Raw genomic sequence first — 16560 nt, forward strand, 5'->3', positions numbered from 1 at the left:
AGTACGGGCCTGGGAATCAGGAAATGGGTGGCTTGTGGCCGGGTGCCGCTTCGGCGCTGGCGAAGCGGGCGGCTTTGGCGTGGGCTCGGGTGCGCGAATCGAAAACCGGGGCTGCATCCACGGCCGCCGGGGTCAGCGCGAGGCCGTGGCACGCCTGGCAGGCGTCGCAGGACTGGCAATGCCCGTGCGCGACAGGCGCCTCGCTATCAGCCGCGTGCCCGGCGCAGTCGTGCGCCGCCTGTGCGGCATCGGGCGCTGCCGGCATTGCCGATTCATGGTAAAAATTGGCTTTTGCGCTTATCGCATGCGCGTGAGCAGCTATTGTTTTTATAGTGGATTGCTGGGATGTCTGGGGCGGGTGCCGGTGTTGCAGCGAAGCCAGCGCCATGTCGTTGGCCATCGCATCGCCCGTCCAGCCGCGAAAAAGCAGCAGGGCGGTCATGAGGACGAAGAGCAGGGCGCGCATGGGTAAATGATAGACGATAGCGCAAAAGGTTCCGGCTGGGGCTTTGTTTATGCCCCAAATGCGAGCGCTGGCGATTTAATTCTGGCTCCGTGCGTCACCGCACAGAGCAAATTTACTGGCTCATCTATAAATGCCTGAGAAGGCAATCCCAACCGTATCTTGGCTGCGTCCGCCTGCTCTTTACCGCCGCTGCAGCGCCATGCAGCAACTTACCGAGAGCTTCCACATGACGCAGCAAGCTGCCATACACGCCTCGAAAATGAAAAATCTGACGCGCAGAGCCCAAAAAATGCTGGGTTTTCTGGACTTTGCCCAGGACGCAACATGCCGTCATCTGACGCCCTTCAGGGCCGCCCTCGACCTTCCATGGGCGACGACCGAGGCGGCCATCGACTGGCCTGTCCTTCCTCATCCGGCTGGAGCGTCAGCGCCAAGCCTTCAGGACATTGCGACTGAGGACTGGGACGTTCTCTTTCGCGCCATCGAGGAACGGCTGGGTGCGATGGTGGCTGACAAGCCCGGAGCGCCACTTGCGCTGTTCACGCATGAAACAGCGGCCCGCAACAAGGTTGTCGTGCTGGAGTGCATATCGGCCATGGAGCAGTTGCACACAGCCTTGACGCATGAGCGCCAATGCGGCCAGCAGCCTTGCGCTTGCAGTGACTGAAGCCGCCCAGTGAATCCAGGGCAATCGCGAGCCGTTCGTTGGCCCGCTTAATGCTTCGCACTGCGGCTGCACTGCGAATAGCCCAAAAAAGTACACACATGACGCGAAAATCGGCCTCCAAGGCACAGAATTCGGCTCGCTCATTCAAGAAAATGCACGGTTTTTTCAACCCCGCGCTGCAAGCAATGCGTCATCAGCCGCCGCGCCTTCCTTCTGCGCTAGAGCTGCCGGAGTTGCCGGCTGAAGTTCCCGCCGGCTTGCCCGATATCCGTCTTCCGGGGGAACCGGCAAGGCTCACGGCGGTCCGGGACGACGGCTGGCAATTGACGGTGGACGGCGTCAACTATGCGCCGACTGCCGAGCCCAATGTATTGGGCAGCTTGGTATGGGCATTGCAAGCCGAGGCAGCGTTTGACAACCTTGGGTTTCATGGAAACAGGGCCATCACGAGTCTCGCGCAGCACTGGTGCGGCATGCTTCAGCGCCACGCCGAGGGCCACGCAGCAGACGAGCTGCCTCTTGAATTGGAGCAGGACGCGCTGGCGTGCGCGGCGGCGCTGGCACCCGACGCAACAACAAGAGAATGCTTGCTGCGTGGCTATGCGCGGCGAAAACACGAACTCAAACTCAAACTCAAAAAATCAACGCCGGGTTGATGCAAAAGGCCGCAGCATCACGTTGATCCTGATGTGTGGTGGGCCGATTCCATCGGCAAGATCTGTCTGGGTTATTCTGGCCGCCCCCTGAACTGAATAAATCGCGGCGCCGACGAGCGCTGCCTGCAAGCATGGCCCCACCTGACAGCAACCCCCCGAGTTCCGTGCCTGAAAAGCCCCTGGAAGGCTGGCGCCTGCGCTGGTACACGGTGATTTTCGAGGCCGACACCCGCGCCGGCCGGCTGTTTGACCAGGCCTTGATCGGCGTCATCTTGCTCAGCATCGCGGTGGTCATGGCCGACAGCGTGGAGTCTGTCCATCGCCTGCACGGCCGGGCATTTGCGGTGTTCGAGTGGATATTCACGCTGCTTTTCACCTTCGAATACATCGCCCGGCTGCTGAGCGTGCGCAAGCCCTGGCGTTACGCCACCAGCTTTTTCGGCATCATTGACCTGATTGCCTTGCTGCCGACCTACCTGGCGCTGTTTGTTCCCGAACTCCACGCCCTGATTGATGTGCGCGTGCTGCGGCTGCTGCGCGTGTTCCGGATATTCAAGCTGACCGCCTATGTGGCCGAATACCAGTCGCTGGGTCAGGCGCTGGCGGCCAGCCGCCGCAAGATCATGGTCTTTTTGTCGGCGGTGCTGATGATGGTGCTGGTCATGGGGACGGTGATGTACGTGGTCGAAGGCCGCGGCAACGGCTTTACCAGCATTCCCACCTCGGTTTACTGGGCCATCAGCACGGTGACGACGGTTGGCTTTGGCGACATCACGCCCAAGACCGATTTGGGGCGGCTGGTTTCTTCCTTCATGATGCTGCTGGGCTGGGGCATCCTGGCCGTTCCCACCGGCATCGTGTCGGCGGAAATGGCCGCGCAGCGGCGCATGCAGCTGACGCAAGCGACCACCACGCGCACCTGCCACGAGTGCCTGACCGAAGGCCATGCGCCTGACGCCACTTATTGCCTTCACTGCGGCGCCAGGCTGCCGGTCTACCAGCAGCATGAACTGGCGCCAGACGCGCCTGCGCCCGGGCGAGCGTCCTGATTTTTCGGTAACTTTGTGGATCAGCCGCCAGCGGTCAGCCGGCGCGGCGTGATTTCCACCGACTCGCTGCCGGTGCTCATCCACACGGTGCCGTCCTGAATCGTGATTTGCAGCTGCATGCCGCGTTCGGCCAGCTTGGCCAGCGCCTGGCTCTGGGCGGCTTCGATCTGCCAGACGATCAGGTTGGCGGCGCGTGTCAGCTTGCTTTCAATGCCTTTCCACCAGACCGGCGTGCTGCTGGAAAAGCTGTACACGCTCACGCGTTCGGCCCGGCCGGCCGCGCGCATCAGGCGCTTGTCGTCGGGCTGGCCGACATCGATCCAGTGCAGCACCGCGTCGGTGTAGTCCTTGTGCCAGAGCGCCGGCTCATCGACGTCCCACAGGTCCTTGGCGAATTCAAGGTTGCCGCGCTTGTCGTCGCCCGGCACGTTGAGCGCGAACGCCAGCAGGCGGATCATCATGCGTTCGTCGGTTTCGGACGGGTGGCGGGCAATGATGACGTTGTGGTCGCCATAGATGCCGCGGTCCATGTCGGCGATTTGCAGTTGGGCTTTGTGAATGGTGGCTTTGATGGCCATGGGAATCGTTCTCGGGTGGCAAGCCCCGGGCGCCTGACAGGCGGCCACGGAGCTTGGCGTTAAACCCTCTATTGGAACAGCCTTTTTGCCGCCCCCTTCACCCTCAAATCAGCTTGGAATAGGTCGATGTGGTCGGCTGGGTCAGGTAGCTGTCGAACACCATGCCGCTGGCGCGCACGAACAGCCGCCCTTTGGGGGTGACGCGGATGGCTTGCGGGTCGATGGTGATCAGACCGGCTTCCTCGTACTGCTTCAAAAGGCTCAGTTCGTGCGCGAAATAACGGTTGAAGTCGATGCCGTAGCCCTGGTTGATGGCCGCTATGTCCACCGGCGCGCTGCACATCAGCGTCATGATGATCTCGCGCCTGAGCACGTCGTCCTGGCTCAACTCAAAGCCCTTTTCAATCGGCAGGTGGCCCTGGTCGAGGTGCTCGTAGTAGGCGTTGACGGTGCGCACCGACTGGCTGTAGGAGTTGCCGACCTTGCTGATGGCCGACACGCCAAAGCCTACAAGATCGCATTCGGCCCGCGTGGTGTAGCCCTGGAAGTTGCGGTGCAGGCTCTTGTTGAGCCGCGCCTTGTTCAGTTCATCGTCGGGTTTCGAGAAATGATCGAGCCCGATATAGACATAGCCGGCGTCCAGCAGGCGCTGCATCGACATCAGGAAAATCTGCAGCCGCTCCTCGGCCGAAGGCAGGTCGGCTTCGACGATCAGCCGCTGCGCCTTGAAGCGCCGGGGCAGATGCGCGTAGTTGTACAGCGCGATGCGGTCGGGCGCGACGCGGATCAGGCTGTCGAGCGTGCGGCCAAAGCTCTCCAGCGTCTGCCTGGGCAGGCCGTAGATCAGGTCGGCATTGATCGACTGGAAGTTGGCCTTGCGGCTTTCCTCCACGGCTTTCTCGACCATTTCCAGCGGCTGGATGCGGTTGACGGCCTGCTGCACCGCCGGGTCGAAATCCTGCACGCCGAAGCTGTTGCGGTTAAAGCCCAGCCCGGCCAGCATTGCCAGCGTGCCTTCGCCCACCGTGCGCGGGTCGATCTCAACGCCCAACTCGGCATCCGGCGTGAAGTCGAAATGCCGGCGCAGCATGGCCATCAGCTGGCCGAGTTCGTCGGCGTTGAAGAAGGTCGGCGTGCCGCCGCCCAGGTGCAACTGCACCGCCTTGCGGTCGGGGCCGATCTGCGCGGCCACCAGCGCCATTTCCTTGTCGAGGTAGCGCAGGTATTCGGCGACCCGGCCATGTTCCTTGGTGATGATCTTGTTGCAGGCGCAAAAGTAGCACAGCGATTCGCAAAACGGCAGGTGCACATAGATCGACAGCGGCGGGTTGCCGGGCTTGCCGGCACGCTGCGCGAGGTGGTCCTGATACGAGGCTTCGGTAAAGCCGGTGTGGAAGCGGTCGGCGGTCGGGTAGGAGGTGTAGCGCGGCCCGAGCGTGTCGAACCTGCGGATCAGTTCTTCGGACAGTTCGATATCGGGCAGGGGAGAAGTCATGGGGAAATCCAGGCAAAGGTGATGGGGGGATTTTGGCGCAAATGGGCCGGTGCCCTGGAAAAAGCCTTGAGCGCGACGGGCTTGCGCGGCAGGATGCGCTGCGGCTGGAAGCGCCCTTGTGCAAACGTATGATTTTTTCGCGGGAAATGTTTGCTTGCAACTGTCACCTTATCCTACGCGAGGCAGGAGTGGCGCCTGTTACAACCAAGGCTGATGCGTGGCAATTGCGGCGCAATCGCCTCGATGACACGGCCGGCCCGATAAAACCAGACGCAAACCGCTTGAAGAAAGAAACCATGAAAACAACTGCCAAACCCTTGCTGATGGCGGGGCTTGTTGCCCTGTCGGCCCTGCTGGGCGGTGCCGCCCAGGCGGCTACTGCCCATGCGACGGTGGAAGGCGCCTTGGCGCCGGGCGTGTACGGGCGCATCGACATCGGCAATGCGCCGCCGCCGCCCCTGATTTACGCGCAGCCGGTCATTATTCAGCGCCCGCCCGCCCCAGTGTATGTGCGGCAACAGCCGCTGTATTTGCATGTGCCGCCCGGCCATGCCAAGAAATGGTCAAAGCATTGCTCCCGTTACAACGCCTGCAACCGCCCGGTTTACTTCGTCAGGGTGCGCGGCGATGACCGTTATGAACAGCAGCGCCATGGCGGCAACGACTATCGCCGCTACGAAAATGACCACGGCGACTATCGCGGCGGCGACCATCACGGCAACAAGCATGACAAAAAACACGGCAATGGTCATGGCAATGGCAATGGCCACGGAAAGGGCCACGACAAGGGTTAGTCAGGCCGCTGCCGCCGGCACTATGCGAAGATCCAGGCGAACACTACGCAAGGAAAAAAAACATGAAGGCAATCTGGAATGGCGCCCTCATTGCGCAAAGCGATGACACCGTGGTGCTTGAAGGCAACCACTACTTCCCTGAAAGTTCGCTCAACCGCGACCATGTGACATTCAGCAACCACCACACCATGTGCTCATGGAAAGGGCAGGCCAGCTACTACTCGCTGCTGGTCAATGGCGAGATGAACACCGATGCCGCCTGGTATTACCCCGACCCCCGGCCCGAGGCCGAGAACATCAAGGGCCATGTCGCTTTCTGGAAAGGCGTGAAGATCGAACCTTGAGCGGCCGCAAGGCCGGGCATCGTCCCATCAGGCGAGGTGCGTGAAAGTTTTTGCATCACAAGGAGAGCGCAATATGTTCAAGCACATTCTGGTTCCCGTTGACGGATCGCTCACGGCGCGCCATGCCATCGACAAGGCCGTGGCCATTGCCGTGGCGTTCCAAAGCGCGGTGACGGTGATTTATGTCATCGACCCCTATGCCTTCTCTGGCGTGGGCGCCGACTTTTCCTATGGCCAGGCCGAATACCTGAGCGCCGCCACGGCGGAAGCCGATCAAGCCATCAGCGCCGCCCGGCAGGTTTTCGGGGCGAACGGGCTGGTCATCCAGGGCTCTGTCGTCGAAGGACATTCGGTGTACCAGGCTATTTTGGATGCCGCCGAGTCCATCAATGCCGACTTGATCGTCATGGGTTCGCACGGCCGCCGGGGGCTTGAAAAACTGGTGCTTGGCAGCGTCACGGCCCAGGTGTTGTCGCATGCCCATCTGTCGGTGCTGGTGGTGCGCGAGTAGTCCTGTTGAATTTTTCGTCCCAAGAAGGAGTTGTCATGGAATTGCTGAATCACGACTTGACGCATGAGTTTCCACAGTACCTTGGAAAAATGAGTGGCCTCAAGGCCTCTGACGCGCATTTTTCGACGCTTTGCGAACGCTACGATGCCCACAACCACACGATTACCCAGTACGAGCAGGGCAAGACCGCGATTGCCGATGACGCGCTGGAAGTGATGAAGAAAGAGCGGCTCGAACTCAAGGACGCGATTTACCAGCTTTTGAAAGCCGATTAGCCGGTCCATGGCCGCTGTTTAGGCATGAAATCAGTGCTTTGCGCATGCTGGTATTGCATAGCATGCTATATAAAAAGTAGCACTGTAGCGCAGGAACACTCCGCTTCAAATTTTTCTTTCAGACAAGCCATTTTTTCATCAAATTGAAACATCGCAGCACTACGCTGGCAAGTTAATCAACTTGCAGTGTTCCGGAGCGCGCCATGAATTCAATTGACGAAGATGTGATGCGGCGAATCCGCAATGACCTGATCGACAGCTACGACGAAGAACTGGAGATGGAGCTTGAAGACCAGACGGTGGCCCAGCTCACAGGGGAAGAACCCATCAACTCAAGCGAGCAGGACAAGGAGCGCCGCCGCCAGTATTTTCGCGAGCTGTTTCGCCTGCAGGGCGAACTGGTCAAGCTGCAGGACTGGGTGATTGCCACCGGCCACAAGGTGGTCATCCTGTTTGAAGGGCGCGATGCCGCCGGCAAGGGCGGCGTCATCAAGCGCATCACCCAGCGCCTGAATCCGCGCGTGTGCCGCGTGGCGGCGCTGCCCGCGCCCAACGACCGGGAACGCACGCAATGGTACTTTCAGCGCTATGTGGCGCATTTGCCCGCCGCCGGCGAAATGGTGCTGTTTGACCGCAGCTGGTACAACCGCGCCGGCGTCGAGCGGGTGATGGGCTTTTGCACCGATGCGCAGTACGAGGAGTTTTTCCGCACCGTGCCGGAGTTTGAAAAAATGCTGGTGCGCTCGGGCGTGCAGATCATCAAGTACTGGTTTTCGATCTCCGACGACGAGCAGAACCTGCGCTTTCTGGGCCGCATCCACGACCCGCTCAAGCAGTGGAAGCTCAGCCCGATGGACCTGGAGTCGCGCCGCCGCTGGGAGGAATACACCCGGGCCAAGGAAATCATGCTGGAGCGCACGCACATCGCCGAGGCGCCGTGGTGGGTGGTGCATGCCGATGACAAGAAAAAAGCCCGGCTGAACTGCATTCACCATCTGCTGGCGCAAATGCCCTACCAGGAAACCCAGCATCCGCCCGTGGTGCTGCCCGAGCGGATTCGTCATGAGGACTACGTGCGCCAGCCGGTGCCGCAGGACATCGTGGTACCCGAGGTTTATTGAGCGGTTTTTAGTCCCGGACGTCGGCGACCGGCTGCGCGCCAAAGTCGGGCCGGGCCAGCCAGGCGAGCACGCGGCGGGCTGCCTCGTCGGGCGAGGTCAGCTTGCCGCCGCTCTTGAGGCTCTCGAAGCTGTCCCGGTCCGGAAAGTCCGCCGGGTCCGCGCTGCGCAGCTGAAGCTGCATGCCGGTGTCGATCACGCCGGGCGCCAGCGAACAGATTTTTGCGCCACCGGGCTTGAGCGCTTCTTCCAGCGCCACGCAGCGGCTGAAATGGTCCATGCCGGCCTTGGCCGCGCAGTAAGCGGCCTGTGACGCCATCGGCCTGCGGCCCAGGCCCGATGAAATGTTGAGCACCCTGCGTTCGGCCTTCCAGCCTTCGGTGGCCCGCAAAAATGCCGCCGTCAGCAGCATGGGCGCTTCCAGCCCGACGCGCAAGGCCTGCAAGAGATCGGCCGCATCGGCCTGGCTGAGCGGGGCGATGCGCGCAAGGACGCCGGCGTTGTTGATCAGCGTGGCGCTGCGCCAGGCGGCATGGCCCTGTTCGCGCAGCCAGCCGTCCAGCCGGTCGATCAGCGTGCGGCTGTCGGCCAGGTCGTGAGACCACTGCATCAGGCTGGCGCCAGAGTGCCGGGCATGCTGCGTCAGCGACGCCTGCTCGGTGCGCGAGATGCACAGCACGGTATGGCCCTTGGTCAGCAGCTGACGCGCCATCGACAGGCCCATGCCGCGCGATGCGCCGGTGAGTATGAAAAGGTTTCGTGCCATGCGCCCATGGTAGCGGCAAGCACCCGGCCCTGCAGCAGCGCTAAAAGCCGGGTGGGCTTTCAACAGACAGCAGGGCGCCGCTGGCCGGATGAAGCAGCCGCAGGGCGCAGGCATGCAGCAGCAGGCGCGCGGCCCTGGCCTGCACCGCTTCGGGCGCATACAGCGCATCGCCCAGGATCGGATGGCCCAGCGCCTGCAGGTGCACGCGCAGCTGGTGCGAGCGGCCGGTGAGCGGCTCCAGCTCGACGCGCGTGCTGTTGGCCGCCGCATCAAACGCCACGCTGCGCCAGCGCGTCTGGCTGGGCTTGCCGCTGGCGGCATCAATGATGCGCAGCGGGCGGCGCGGCCAGTCCACGGCAATCGGCAGGTCAATCAGGCCCCAGCCACCGGGCTCGGGCGCGGGTGCCAGCCGGCCATCGACGACCGCGAGGTAGCGCTTATAGACTTCGCGGCGCTCGAACAACTGGCCGAGGGCGCGCTGCATGGCGATGCCCCGGCCCATCAGCATCAGGCCCGAGGTGGCCATGTCCAGCCGGTGCACGATCAGCGCGTCAGGGTAGAGCGACTGCACGCGGCGGCTCAGGCAGTCCTGCTTGTCCTCGCCGCGCCCGGGCACGGCCAGCAGGCCCGCGGGCTTGTTGAGCACCAGCAGGCTGTCGTCGGCGTGAATGATCTGGAAAAGGGGGATGGAATCCGCTCTGGCCGGGGTGCCGGGTCGCACCGCCTTGATGTCGGAAATCAAGGCTTGGGCGGTGGAAAGTTGTGCACCGTCGGGCTGCTGCGCCGGATCTCGCGCAGCATGAACAGGTAAAGGCTTTCGACCTTCTCGCGCGCCCAGGGCGCCCGGCGCAAAAACTTCAGGCTGGACGCCACGCTGGGCTCGCTGGTGAAGCAGCGGATGTTGATGCGCTGGCCCAGGCCTTCCCAGCCGTAATGGGCCGCCAGCGCGGTGACGATGGCTTCGAGCTTGACGCCGTGCAAGGGATTGCCCGGCTGGCCCGTTGCCATTGCAGGCTCTGGCGCAGGGGTGGCTGAAGGACCGGCGGGAAGCACCATGGCCGGCTTATTTGTTTTTCAGCTTGCCGCGCACCGGCACCTGCGTGACCACGGTCGGGCGAACCGCGTCGGGCGACACCAGTTTGGGCGGCGAGGTGTCTTTCTTCGGTTTCTTGACCATTTTGTCGTTGTTCTGCTGACCTTTTGCCATGACGTTTCTCCAGTAAGTTGATAAGTTGAGGGCTGATTTTGACATCCTTCCCCTCCCTAAAGGAAGGGGATTCCTACGGTGCTACGCATGAGCGGGCTCTTGCATGGTCACTTCAGTGGGTTCCTGCTTCACCGAGGCTGGTTTCGCCCTGCGCTTGCGCGCAAGGCCAGAGCCGTCCTCTCCACAGGCTGCTGCGCGGTATCCCCGCGCCAATATGTTCATCGCGCCGACGACATCGGCGTGGTTCTGGTAGCCACAATCGACGCATTCAAACTTCGCTTGCGTTTGGCGGTTTGCTTTGGCGACATGCCCGCAGCATGGGCAGGTCTGGCTGGTGTGGTGCGCTGGAACGGCAATGAGAATGCCGCCGCGCCAAGCGAGCTTGTACTCCAGCTGCCGTCGGAACTCGAACCAGCCTTGGTCGAGGATGGCTTTGTTCAGTCCGGACTTGGCGGCGACGTTCTTGCCCGGTTTTTCCGCATTGCCCGCAGCCGACCGGCTCATGTTGCGTACCTGCAAATCTTCGACGGCGACCATCGCGTGGTTTTTACTGAGGTCGCTTGTCGTCTTGTGCAGGAAGTCTTTTCGGGCGTTGGCTATTGTTGTGTGGACTTTTTGAATGTTCCTTTTGGCTTTGTGCCAGTTCTTGCTGAACCTGGTTTTGCGGCTCATGCGCCGCTGGTATTTGGCCAGGCGTTTCTCATGCTTTTTGAAACTGCACAGCGGCGCAACAAAACTGCCATCGCTCAGGGTCGCAAAACGGGCTATTCCCACATCAATGCCGATGGCGCTGGTGGCTATGGGTACGGGTTGTTCCAGCTCTCGTTCAGTCTGGATGCTGGCAAACCACTTGCCGCCTGCTTGGCTGATGGTGATGTTCTTGGCCGTGCCCACAATATCCCGGCTATTGCGAAAGCGCATCCATCCCAGTTTGGGCAGCTTGATGCGGCTGTTGGCCTGGTCGATTGCGAACTGTTTGGCGTCAGGAAAACGAAAACTCTCGCCGCTGCCTTTTTTCTTGAAGCGCGGAAATCCTGCGCGTTTTTCAAAGAAGTTCTTGAAGGCCCGCTCGGCATCTTTAAGCGACTGCTGCAAGGTGTGAAATGGCGACTCCTTGAGCCATTCGAACGCTCTTTTCCACTCTGGAAGGCGGTTTGCCATATCCACATAGCCGATAAATTTGCCGCCTGCTGCGTAGTTGGCCTTTTGAATATCCAAAGCCCGGTTATAGACAAACCTGCGCGCCCCGGCGAAGCGGCGCATGCCCTGCTGCTGCCCGCCGTCAGGCATGAGTTCGAATTTGAAGGCTTGCAGGCGTTTCATGGCTTGAATTATACTTTGGCCTATGAGAGACAACAAGGATATTCGCCACGGCAGACACTGCGTTTTTCTGATGCATGTGCATTTGGTCTTCATTACAAAATATCGCCATGGCGTGTTCACCAAAGAAGTCATAGACGATCTGCGAGCCATCTTTGCCAGCGTGTGCAAGGACTTCGAATCCGAATTGGTGGAGTTCGACGGGGAGGACGACCATGTGCATTTGCTGGTGAACTACCCGCCCAAGGTCTCCGTGTCGGCGCTGGTGAACAGCTTGAAAGGCGTGTCCAGCCGGATGATTCGACAGAGAAATTACCCCAGCGTTCGGGAAAAACTATGGGGCGCTGCGCTGTGGTCGCCAAGCTACTTTGCAGGCAGTTGCGGGGGTGCGCCCATCGCCGTCATACGCCAGTACATAGAACAACAGCAAACGCCACATTAACCGCCGCAGCGGACACCTGCGGTGTCCGCGCTATCCTTCCCCGCCCTAAAGGGCGAGGTTTGCCGCGCACTCCGATCAATGCAACTTTATCCGTGGCCGGTGCGTGCGGTCAATCATTTCAGACAGCGTGATCAGTGCGGTTTTGGTGAATCCGCCGAGCGCCAGCTGGTGCTGTTTATGCAGGCCCCAGTACATCAGCTTGGCCAGTTGCCCTTCGACAAAAAAGCTGCCCTTGCTCAGGCTGCCCATCAGGCTGCCAACCGACGAGTATTCGGACAGCGACACCAGCGAGCCCTGGTCGCGGTACTTGAACGGCGCCACCGCCTGCCCCTTGACCAGCAGGGGCAGGGCGCGCGCCAGGTACATGGCCTGCTGGAAGGCGGCCTGGGCGCGCGGCGGCACCCAGGTGCCGTCGGACTGCTGGCAGGCGGCGCAGTCGCCGAACGCATAAATGCTGGCATCGCGCGTGGTGCGCAGGTTGCCGTTGACCAGCAGCTGGTTGATGCGCGTGGTTTCCAGCGCTTCGCCCTGGCCCAGCGTGCTCAGGAAATCGGCCGCCTTCACGCCGGCGGCCCACACCGTGATGGTCGAGGGAATCACCTTGCCGCTGGCCATTCTCAAGCTGTCGTCGGTCACTTCGACCACTTTCTCGCTGGTATGCACTTCAATGGCCAGCTTGCGCAACTCGCGCAGCGCCGATTCGCTCAGCCGCTCGGGCAGCTGGGCCAGCAGGCGCGGCGCCGCTTCGATCAGCACGATCTTCAGATCCTTGACCGGGTCGATATGGTCAAAGCCGTAGCTGGCCAGCACGCTGGCCGCCGCATGCAGTTCGGCCGCCAGTTCCACGCCGGTCGCGCCGCCGCCGACGATGGCCACCGTCAGCCGGGGACTGGGCACGGTTTGCGCGCGAATGCAGGCGTTGATCAGCCGCTGGTTCAGCAGCCGCGCGGCTTGCGGCGTGTCGAGCTTGATCGAATGCGCCGCCGCGCCTGTCGTGCCGAAATCGTTGGTCTGGCTGCCCACGGCAATCACCAGGGTGTCATAGCCCAGCGTCTGGGCCGGAGTGATTTCGCGCCCGCCTTCGTCATGGCTGGCGGACAGGTGAATTTCTTTTTTGTCCCGGTCCATGCCGGTCAGGTTGCCCAGGCGAAACTGGAAATGGTTGGTGTGGGCCTGCGCCAAATACTCTATTTCTTCGGCATGCGTGTCATAGCTGCCGGCGGCCAGCTGGTGCAGCAAAGGCTTCCAGATATGGGTACGGGCGGCATCGACCAGGGTGATGTGGGCCAGCCTCTTTTTGCCGAGCCGCTTGCCCAACTGCGTGGCCAGCGCCAGGCCTCCCGCGCCTCCCCCGACGATTACAAAACGGTGCATGGATGGTTTCTCCCTGAATGGATGGTGTGGTGAGGCGGCAACTTCGCCCGCTGACGGACTGATGAGCTTATTTTCAAGCGAAACAGGCCTGTAGCGCAAGTGCATCGGGCGCAAGATGCTATTAAATAAGGAGCAAAAAATAAGGGCGAACAAAGGCATGATACCGATTCAGGGGGCTTGCCGGCTGGTAAGCTTCAGCGCCCATGCCCACCCACAGCTTCACCGAACTCATCCGCCAGCGCGCCTTCATGCGCATGTGGCTTGCCCGCCTTTTTGGCACCACCGCAAACCAGATGCTGATGGTGGCCGTCGGCTGGCAGATGTACGAGCTGACCGGCAGCGCCTGGGACCTGGGGCTGGTCGGCCTGTACCAGTTCGTGCCTGCGCTGCTGCTCACGCTGGTTGCGGGCCATGTGGCCGACCGGCTGCACCGGGGCCGCATCGTGGCGGCCTGCTTTGTCGCCCAGGCCAGCGTGGCGCTGATCCTGGTGGCCGCCACGCAGGGCTGGGGCGCCGCGTCGGGCTGGGCCTCGCGCGAGTTGCTGCTGGGCGTGTCGGTCATGCTGGGCGTGGCGCGGGCTTTTCAGATGCCGGCCCAGCAGGCGCTGACGCCGATGCTGGTGCCGCCGCCCATGCTGCCGCGCGCCATGGCCTTCAGTTCGGCCGGCATGCAGGCCGCCGTGATCAGCGGGCCGGCGCTGGGCGGGGTGATTTTTGTCGCCGGCGCCTCGGCGGTGTATGCGACCTGCGCCTTTCTTTTTGCCATCGGCTGCGGCCTGATCGCGGTGCTGCGCTACGACCATGTGCCGCCGCCGCGCGAGCCGGTGTCGCTGCGCACGCTGCTGGCCGGGGCGGAATTCGTCTGGCGGCGCAAGGCGCTGCTGGGCGCCGTGTCGCTGGACCTGTTCGCGGTGCTGCTGGGCGGCGCCACGGCCTTGCTGCCGATGTTCGCCAAGGACATCCTGCAGGTCGGACCGTGGGGGCTGGGCCTGCTGCGCGCGGCGCCGGCGGCCGGCGCCTTGTTGATGTCGGTGCTGCTGACGCGCTGGCCGCTGGACCGGCGGGTCGGCCGCATCATGCTGATGGCTGTAGGTGTTTATGGCGTGTGCATGCTGGTGTTTGGCCTTTCGACCAGCTTTGTACTGTCGCTGGTGGCGCTGGCTGTTTCGGGCGGCGCCGACATGGTCAGCGTGGTGGTGCGCCAGACCCTGATGCAGATCGAAACGCCCAACGACATGCGCGGCCGCGTCAGCGCGGTCAACTCGGTGTTCATTGGCGCATCGAACCAGCTGGGCGAATTTGAATCCGGCGCGACGGCGGCCTTGCTGGGGCCGGTCGGCTCGGTGGTGGCGGGCGGGGTGGGAACGCTGCTGGTGGCGGTGCTCTGGCTCAAGGGCTTTCCTGAACTGGCAGACCGCGACCGCATGACCGACGCATCAGCGCTACGCTGACGGGCCTTTTAGCGCCAGGGCGCGGTCAATGCCCCTGGTTGGCCCGGATGCGGTTGACTTCCCGTGGCGTGACGGCGCCGGCCTGGTTGCCCCACGCGGTGCGGACATGGCTGATCACATCGGCCACTTCGCTGTCATCGAGCACCAGCACGAAGGGCGGCATGCCGAACGGCCTCGGGTTGCCCGCCGTGGCCGGCGCAAAGCCGCCGCCCAGCACCATCTGCACCAGGTTGTCGGTCGCGGCCATCGTCACCGCGCGGTTGCCCGCCAGCGGCGGGTAGGCGCCGGGCACGCCCTCTCCTTTGTCGCCGTGGCACTGCGCGCAATGCTGCTCGTAGAGCTTGGCGGCTTTTGCGGTGTTGAACGACGCGCTGGCCTGGCGCGGCGCGGCCGGTGCTTCGGGCGCCGGGCCGGGCAGCGCCTTGAGGTACTGCGCCATCGCGCCCAGGTCTTCGTGCGTCAGGTACTGGGTGCTGCGCAGCACCACCTCGGCCATCGGGCCGCTCGCCGAGGCGCCCGGCGCCACGCCGTTTTTGAGCAGGCCGACGATCTGCTCGCGGTCCCAGTGGCTCACGCCCGCTTCGTGCGGTGAAGCCAGCGAAGGCGCGTACCAGTTCTGCATCGGGATCAGGCCGCCGGCCAGCGTCAGGCTGTCGCGGATGCCGCCCAGCGCGTCGCGCGGCGAATGGCAGGCGCTGCAGTGGCCCAGGCCACCGACCAGGTAGGCCCCCCGGTTCCATTCGGCATTGCGCCCGGCGTCAAGCTGGTACACGCCCGGCGTGAAGTACAGCGCGCGCCAGATCGCCAGCGCGGCCTGCGAGTTGAAGGGAAAGCGCAGCGCGTGCGGCCGGTTGGCCTGCTTCACCGCCGGCAGGCTGCGCAGGAAGGCAAACATCGCGTCCGAATCCTCGCGCGTGACCTGGGTGTAGCTGGTGTAGGGAAAGGCCGGGTACAGCAGGCGTCCGTTTTTCGAGCGGCCATTGTGCAGGGCGCGCCAGAAATGGGCCGATGACCAGCTGCCGATGCCGGTATTGGCATCGGGCGTGAGGTTGGAGGTGAACACCGTGCCGAAGGGCGTGGCCAGCCCCAAGCCGCCGGCGTAAGGCTCGCCACCGCGCGCTGTGTGGCACGCCATGCAGTTGCCGGCCAGCGTCAGGTATCTACCACGGGCGATCAGGCTGTCGCTGGGGGCGAACGCCGCCGTTATCTTGACATCGACCTCGTCGCGCACGTTCAGCGCCCAGATGACACCCGCCGCGCAGGCCGCCAGCAGGCCCATTCCCAATGCAACTCTGAATCCTGTTTTCATTTTTTGGCTTTCGGCTCGACCGTGCCACGGGCCGGCAGCGGCGCGCTGCCGCAACGGACGGCTTCGCTGCCCGGCGCCACGGCAGGCAGCGAAGTGGCGGGATGGGTGTCGGCGGGCAAGGGCTGGGCGGCGGCCCAGCTGGCCACGGCGTTAATGTCTTCCAGGCTCAGGCGGCTTACCACGTCCTGCATGCAGTCGGGCGCATGGGCGCGGCGCTGGCCGGCCTTCCAGGCGCCGAGCTGCGCATTGAGGTAGTCGCGCGGCAGCCCGAGCAGGCCGGGAATGTGAGGTGCCACGCCGGTCATGGCCTGGCCGTGGCACTGCACGCAGGCTGGCAGCTTGCGCGCTGCGTCGCCCTCGGTCACCAGCTGGCGGCCCCGGCGCAGCACGTCGGCCGAAGCCGTGCTGGGCGGCGGCGCGGGGTAGGGCACTTCGAGGCTTGAAAAATACTGCGCGATTTCCAGCAGGTAGGCGTCGCTCAGCGGGTCGATCAGTTGGGTCATCAGGCCGTAGTGCCGGCGCCCCTCGCGAAAATTGAGCAGTTGGTTGTAGAGGTAGCCGGCCGGCTTGCCGGCCAGGCGCGGGTAGTAGCCGTCGGGCGCGGCGCGGCCCTGCGGGCCATGGCAGGCGGTGCAGGCCAGTGTGCGCTGGGCCATGCTGTCTTCGAACGGCGCGGCGGCTATCGCGGCGCTTGCCGCCATCCAGGCCATGCCCGCCATGACGCCGGGGATCATCAGT

At 63.2% G+C, this 16560-nt stretch carries 21 protein-coding genes; 10 read left to right on the forward strand and 11 right to left on the reverse strand.

The annotated features are described in order from the left end of the window. Nucleotides 1–16: 16 nt before the first annotated feature. Nucleotides 17–466, reverse strand: coding sequence for a hypothetical protein (locus tag PNAP_RS06330; RefSeq protein ID WP_041376568.1), 450 nt, complete (start codon nucleotides 464–466; stop codon nucleotides 17–19). Between the two features lie 226 nt (nucleotides 467–692). On the opposite strand from PNAP_RS06330, the gene PNAP_RS06335 reads away from it, so the two are divergent. The 3 genes from PNAP_RS06335 (at nucleotide 693) to PNAP_RS06345 (ending at nucleotide 2838) form a co-directional block, all read left to right on the forward strand. Beyond that, nucleotides 693–1133, forward strand: a complete 441-nt coding sequence (locus PNAP_RS06335) for a hypothetical protein (RefSeq protein ID WP_157040220.1) — start codon at nucleotides 693–695, stop codon at nucleotides 1131–1133. A 98-nt stretch (nucleotides 1134–1231) separates the two neighbouring features. Next, a complete protein-coding gene (locus tag PNAP_RS06340; RefSeq protein WP_157040221.1) occupies nucleotides 1232–1789 on the forward strand; it encodes a hypothetical protein in 558 nt (185 codons plus the stop codon). Between the two features lie 131 nt (nucleotides 1790–1920). Next, a complete protein-coding gene (locus PNAP_RS06345; protein ID WP_011800673.1) occupies nucleotides 1921–2838 on the forward strand; it encodes an ion transporter in 918 nt (305 codons plus the stop codon). Nucleotides 2839–2858: 20 nt separating this feature from the next. On the opposite strand, the gene PNAP_RS06350 is transcribed toward PNAP_RS06345, so the two are convergent. After that, entirely contained in the window at nucleotides 2859–3416 is a 558-nt protein-coding gene (locus tag PNAP_RS06350; RefSeq protein WP_011800674.1) for a YaeQ family protein, read from the reverse strand. A 103-nt stretch (nucleotides 3417–3519) separates the two neighbouring features. After that, complete coding sequence (gene hemN, locus PNAP_RS06355; RefSeq protein WP_011800675.1) at nucleotides 3520–4911, reverse strand: oxygen-independent coproporphyrinogen III oxidase; 1392 nt, start codon at nucleotides 4909–4911, stop codon at nucleotides 3520–3522. 296 nt (nucleotides 4912–5207) lie between these two features. Between hemN and PNAP_RS06360 the strand changes: the two genes are divergently transcribed. From PNAP_RS06360 to ppk2, 5 genes are all read left to right on the forward strand, one after another. Beyond that, nucleotides 5208–5705: a hypothetical protein gene (locus PNAP_RS06360; protein ID WP_041377052.1), complete on the forward strand. Its 498-nt coding sequence runs from the start codon at nucleotides 5208–5210 to the stop codon at nucleotides 5703–5705. Between the two features lie 62 nt (nucleotides 5706–5767). Next, nucleotides 5768–6049 (forward strand): DUF427 domain-containing protein, encoded by a 282-nt coding sequence (locus PNAP_RS06365; RefSeq protein WP_011800677.1) that lies wholly within the window; start codon nucleotides 5768–5770, stop codon nucleotides 6047–6049. A 73-nt stretch (nucleotides 6050–6122) separates the two neighbouring features. Next, nucleotides 6123–6560 (forward strand): universal stress protein, encoded by a 438-nt coding sequence (locus PNAP_RS06370; protein WP_011800678.1) that lies wholly within the window; start codon nucleotides 6123–6125, stop codon nucleotides 6558–6560. Nucleotides 6561–6595: 35 nt separating this feature from the next. Next, nucleotides 6596–6835, forward strand: coding sequence for a YdcH family protein (locus tag PNAP_RS06375; protein WP_011800679.1), 240 nt, complete (start codon nucleotides 6596–6598; stop codon nucleotides 6833–6835). A gap of 203 nt (nucleotides 6836–7038) precedes the next feature. Beyond that, nucleotides 7039–7956: a polyphosphate kinase 2 gene (gene ppk2 / locus PNAP_RS06380; protein ID WP_011800680.1), complete on the forward strand. Its 918-nt coding sequence runs from the start codon at nucleotides 7039–7041 to the stop codon at nucleotides 7954–7956. Nucleotides 7957–7963: 7 nt separating this feature from the next. Here ppk2 and PNAP_RS06385 read toward each other — a convergent pair whose 3' ends face one another. From PNAP_RS06385 to PNAP_RS06400, 5 genes are all read right to left on the reverse strand, one after another. Next, on the reverse strand, nucleotides 7964–8719 hold the full coding sequence (locus tag PNAP_RS06385) for an SDR family NAD(P)-dependent oxidoreductase (RefSeq protein ID WP_011800681.1): 756 nt from the start codon (nucleotides 8717–8719) through the stop codon (nucleotides 7964–7966). Nucleotides 8720–8759: 40 nt separating this feature from the next. Continuing rightward, nucleotides 8760–9440: an RluA family pseudouridine synthase gene (locus tag PNAP_RS06390; RefSeq protein WP_408633750.1), complete on the reverse strand. Its 681-nt coding sequence runs from the start codon at nucleotides 9438–9440 to the stop codon at nucleotides 8760–8762. A gap of 17 nt (nucleotides 9441–9457) precedes the next feature. Beyond that, nucleotides 9458–9775: a VF530 family protein gene (locus PNAP_RS06395; protein WP_011800683.1), complete on the reverse strand. Its 318-nt coding sequence runs from the start codon at nucleotides 9773–9775 to the stop codon at nucleotides 9458–9460. Nucleotides 9776–9782: 7 nt separating this feature from the next. Beyond that, a complete protein-coding gene (locus tag PNAP_RS27580; RefSeq protein ID WP_198140676.1) occupies nucleotides 9783–9926 on the reverse strand; it encodes a hypothetical protein in 144 nt (47 codons plus the stop codon). An 81-nt stretch (nucleotides 9927–10007) separates the two neighbouring features. Beyond that, nucleotides 10008–11249 (reverse strand): RNA-guided endonuclease InsQ/TnpB family protein, encoded by a 1242-nt coding sequence (locus PNAP_RS06400; protein ID WP_011800684.1) that lies wholly within the window; start codon nucleotides 11247–11249, stop codon nucleotides 10008–10010. Between the two features lie 22 nt (nucleotides 11250–11271). Here PNAP_RS06400 and tnpA point away from each other — a divergent pair, with 22 nt between their 5' ends. Continuing rightward, entirely contained in the window at nucleotides 11272–11688 is a 417-nt protein-coding gene (gene tnpA, locus PNAP_RS06405) for an IS200/IS605 family transposase (protein ID WP_011800685.1), read from the forward strand. A 75-nt stretch (nucleotides 11689–11763) separates the two neighbouring features. On the opposite strand, the gene PNAP_RS06410 is transcribed toward tnpA, so the two are convergent. Further along, nucleotides 11764–13062 carry an NAD(P)/FAD-dependent oxidoreductase gene (locus PNAP_RS06410; protein WP_011800686.1) on the reverse strand — a complete coding sequence of 433 codons (1299 nt, stop codon included), beginning with the start codon at nucleotides 13060–13062 and terminating at the stop codon, nucleotides 11764–11766. A 203-nt stretch (nucleotides 13063–13265) separates the two neighbouring features. On the opposite strand from PNAP_RS06410, the gene PNAP_RS06415 reads away from it, so the two are divergent. Then, nucleotides 13266–14513 (forward strand): MFS transporter, encoded by a 1248-nt coding sequence (locus tag PNAP_RS06415; protein WP_011800687.1) that lies wholly within the window; start codon nucleotides 13266–13268, stop codon nucleotides 14511–14513. Between the two features lie 25 nt (nucleotides 14514–14538). On the opposite strand, the gene PNAP_RS06420 is transcribed toward PNAP_RS06415, so the two are convergent. Both PNAP_RS06420 and PNAP_RS06425 read right to left on the reverse strand, forming a co-directional pair. Further along, a complete protein-coding gene (locus PNAP_RS06420; RefSeq protein ID WP_011800688.1) occupies nucleotides 14539–15822 on the reverse strand; it encodes a c-type cytochrome in 1284 nt (427 codons plus the stop codon). After that, nucleotides 15819–16556: a c-type cytochrome gene (locus tag PNAP_RS06425; protein WP_408633751.1), complete on the reverse strand. Its 738-nt coding sequence runs from the start codon at nucleotides 16554–16556 to the stop codon at nucleotides 15819–15821. The genes PNAP_RS06420 and PNAP_RS06425 overlap by 4 nt, the downstream gene beginning before the upstream one ends. Nucleotides 16557–16560: the final 4 nt, after the last annotated feature.

This window comes from Polaromonas naphthalenivorans CJ2, assembly GCF_000015505.1.
Classification (GTDB): Bacteria; Pseudomonadota; Gammaproteobacteria; order Burkholderiales; family Burkholderiaceae_C; genus Polaromonas; species Polaromonas naphthalenivorans.

Bases quoted from the DNA above. Each gene is read 5' to 3' on its own strand.
- PNAP_RS06420 (WP_011800688.1), bottom strand. From the start codon at position 15,822: ATGAAAACAGGATTCAGAGTTGCATTGGGAATGGGCCTGCTGGCGGCC.
- PNAP_RS06340 (WP_157040221.1), top strand. From the start codon at position 1,232: ATGACGCGAAAATCGGCCTCCAAGGCACAGAATTCGGCTCGCTCATTC.
- PNAP_RS06425 (WP_408633751.1), bottom strand. From the start codon at position 16,556: ATGATCCCCGGCGTCATGGCGGGCATGGCCTGGATGGCGGCAAGCGCC.
- PNAP_RS06370 (WP_011800678.1), top strand. From the start codon at position 6,123: ATGTTCAAGCACATTCTGGTTCCCGTTGACGGATCGCTCACGGCGCGC.
- PNAP_RS06400 (WP_011800684.1), bottom strand. From the start codon at position 11,249: ATGAAACGCCTGCAAGCCTTCAAATTCGAACTCATGCCTGACGGCGGG.
- ppk2 (WP_011800680.1), top strand. From the start codon at position 7,039: ATGAATTCAATTGACGAAGATGTGATGCGGCGAATCCGCAATGACCTG.
- hemN (WP_011800675.1), bottom strand. From the start codon at position 4,911: ATGACTTCTCCCCTGCCCGATATCGAACTGTCCGAAGAACTGATCCGC.
- PNAP_RS06385 (WP_011800681.1), bottom strand. From the start codon at position 8,719: ATGGCACGAAACCTTTTCATACTCACCGGCGCATCGCGCGGCATGGGC.
- PNAP_RS06335 (WP_157040220.1), top strand. From the start codon at position 693: ATGACGCAGCAAGCTGCCATACACGCCTCGAAAATGAAAAATCTGACG.
- PNAP_RS06350 (WP_011800674.1), bottom strand. From the start codon at position 3,416: ATGGCCATCAAAGCCACCATTCACAAAGCCCAACTGCAAATCGCCGAC.
- PNAP_RS06395 (WP_011800683.1), bottom strand. From the start codon at position 9,775: ATGGTGCTTCCCGCCGGTCCTTCAGCCACCCCTGCGCCAGAGCCTGCA.
- PNAP_RS27580 (WP_198140676.1), bottom strand. From the start codon at position 9,926: ATGGCAAAAGGTCAGCAGAACAACGACAAAATGGTCAAGAAACCGAAG.
- PNAP_RS06345 (WP_011800673.1), top strand. From the start codon at position 1,921: ATGGCCCCACCTGACAGCAACCCCCCGAGTTCCGTGCCTGAAAAGCCC.
- PNAP_RS06415 (WP_011800687.1), top strand. From the start codon at position 13,266: ATGCCCACCCACAGCTTCACCGAACTCATCCGCCAGCGCGCCTTCATG.
- PNAP_RS06410 (WP_011800686.1), bottom strand. From the start codon at position 13,062: ATGCACCGTTTTGTAATCGTCGGGGGAGGCGCGGGAGGCCTGGCGCTG.
- PNAP_RS06330 (WP_041376568.1), bottom strand. From the start codon at position 466: ATGCGCGCCCTGCTCTTCGTCCTCATGACCGCCCTGCTGCTTTTTCGC.
- tnpA (WP_011800685.1), top strand. From the start codon at position 11,272: ATGAGAGACAACAAGGATATTCGCCACGGCAGACACTGCGTTTTTCTG.
- PNAP_RS06360 (WP_041377052.1), top strand. From the start codon at position 5,208: ATGAAAACAACTGCCAAACCCTTGCTGATGGCGGGGCTTGTTGCCCTG.
- PNAP_RS06365 (WP_011800677.1), top strand. From the start codon at position 5,768: ATGAAGGCAATCTGGAATGGCGCCCTCATTGCGCAAAGCGATGACACC.
- PNAP_RS06375 (WP_011800679.1), top strand. From the start codon at position 6,596: ATGGAATTGCTGAATCACGACTTGACGCATGAGTTTCCACAGTACCTT.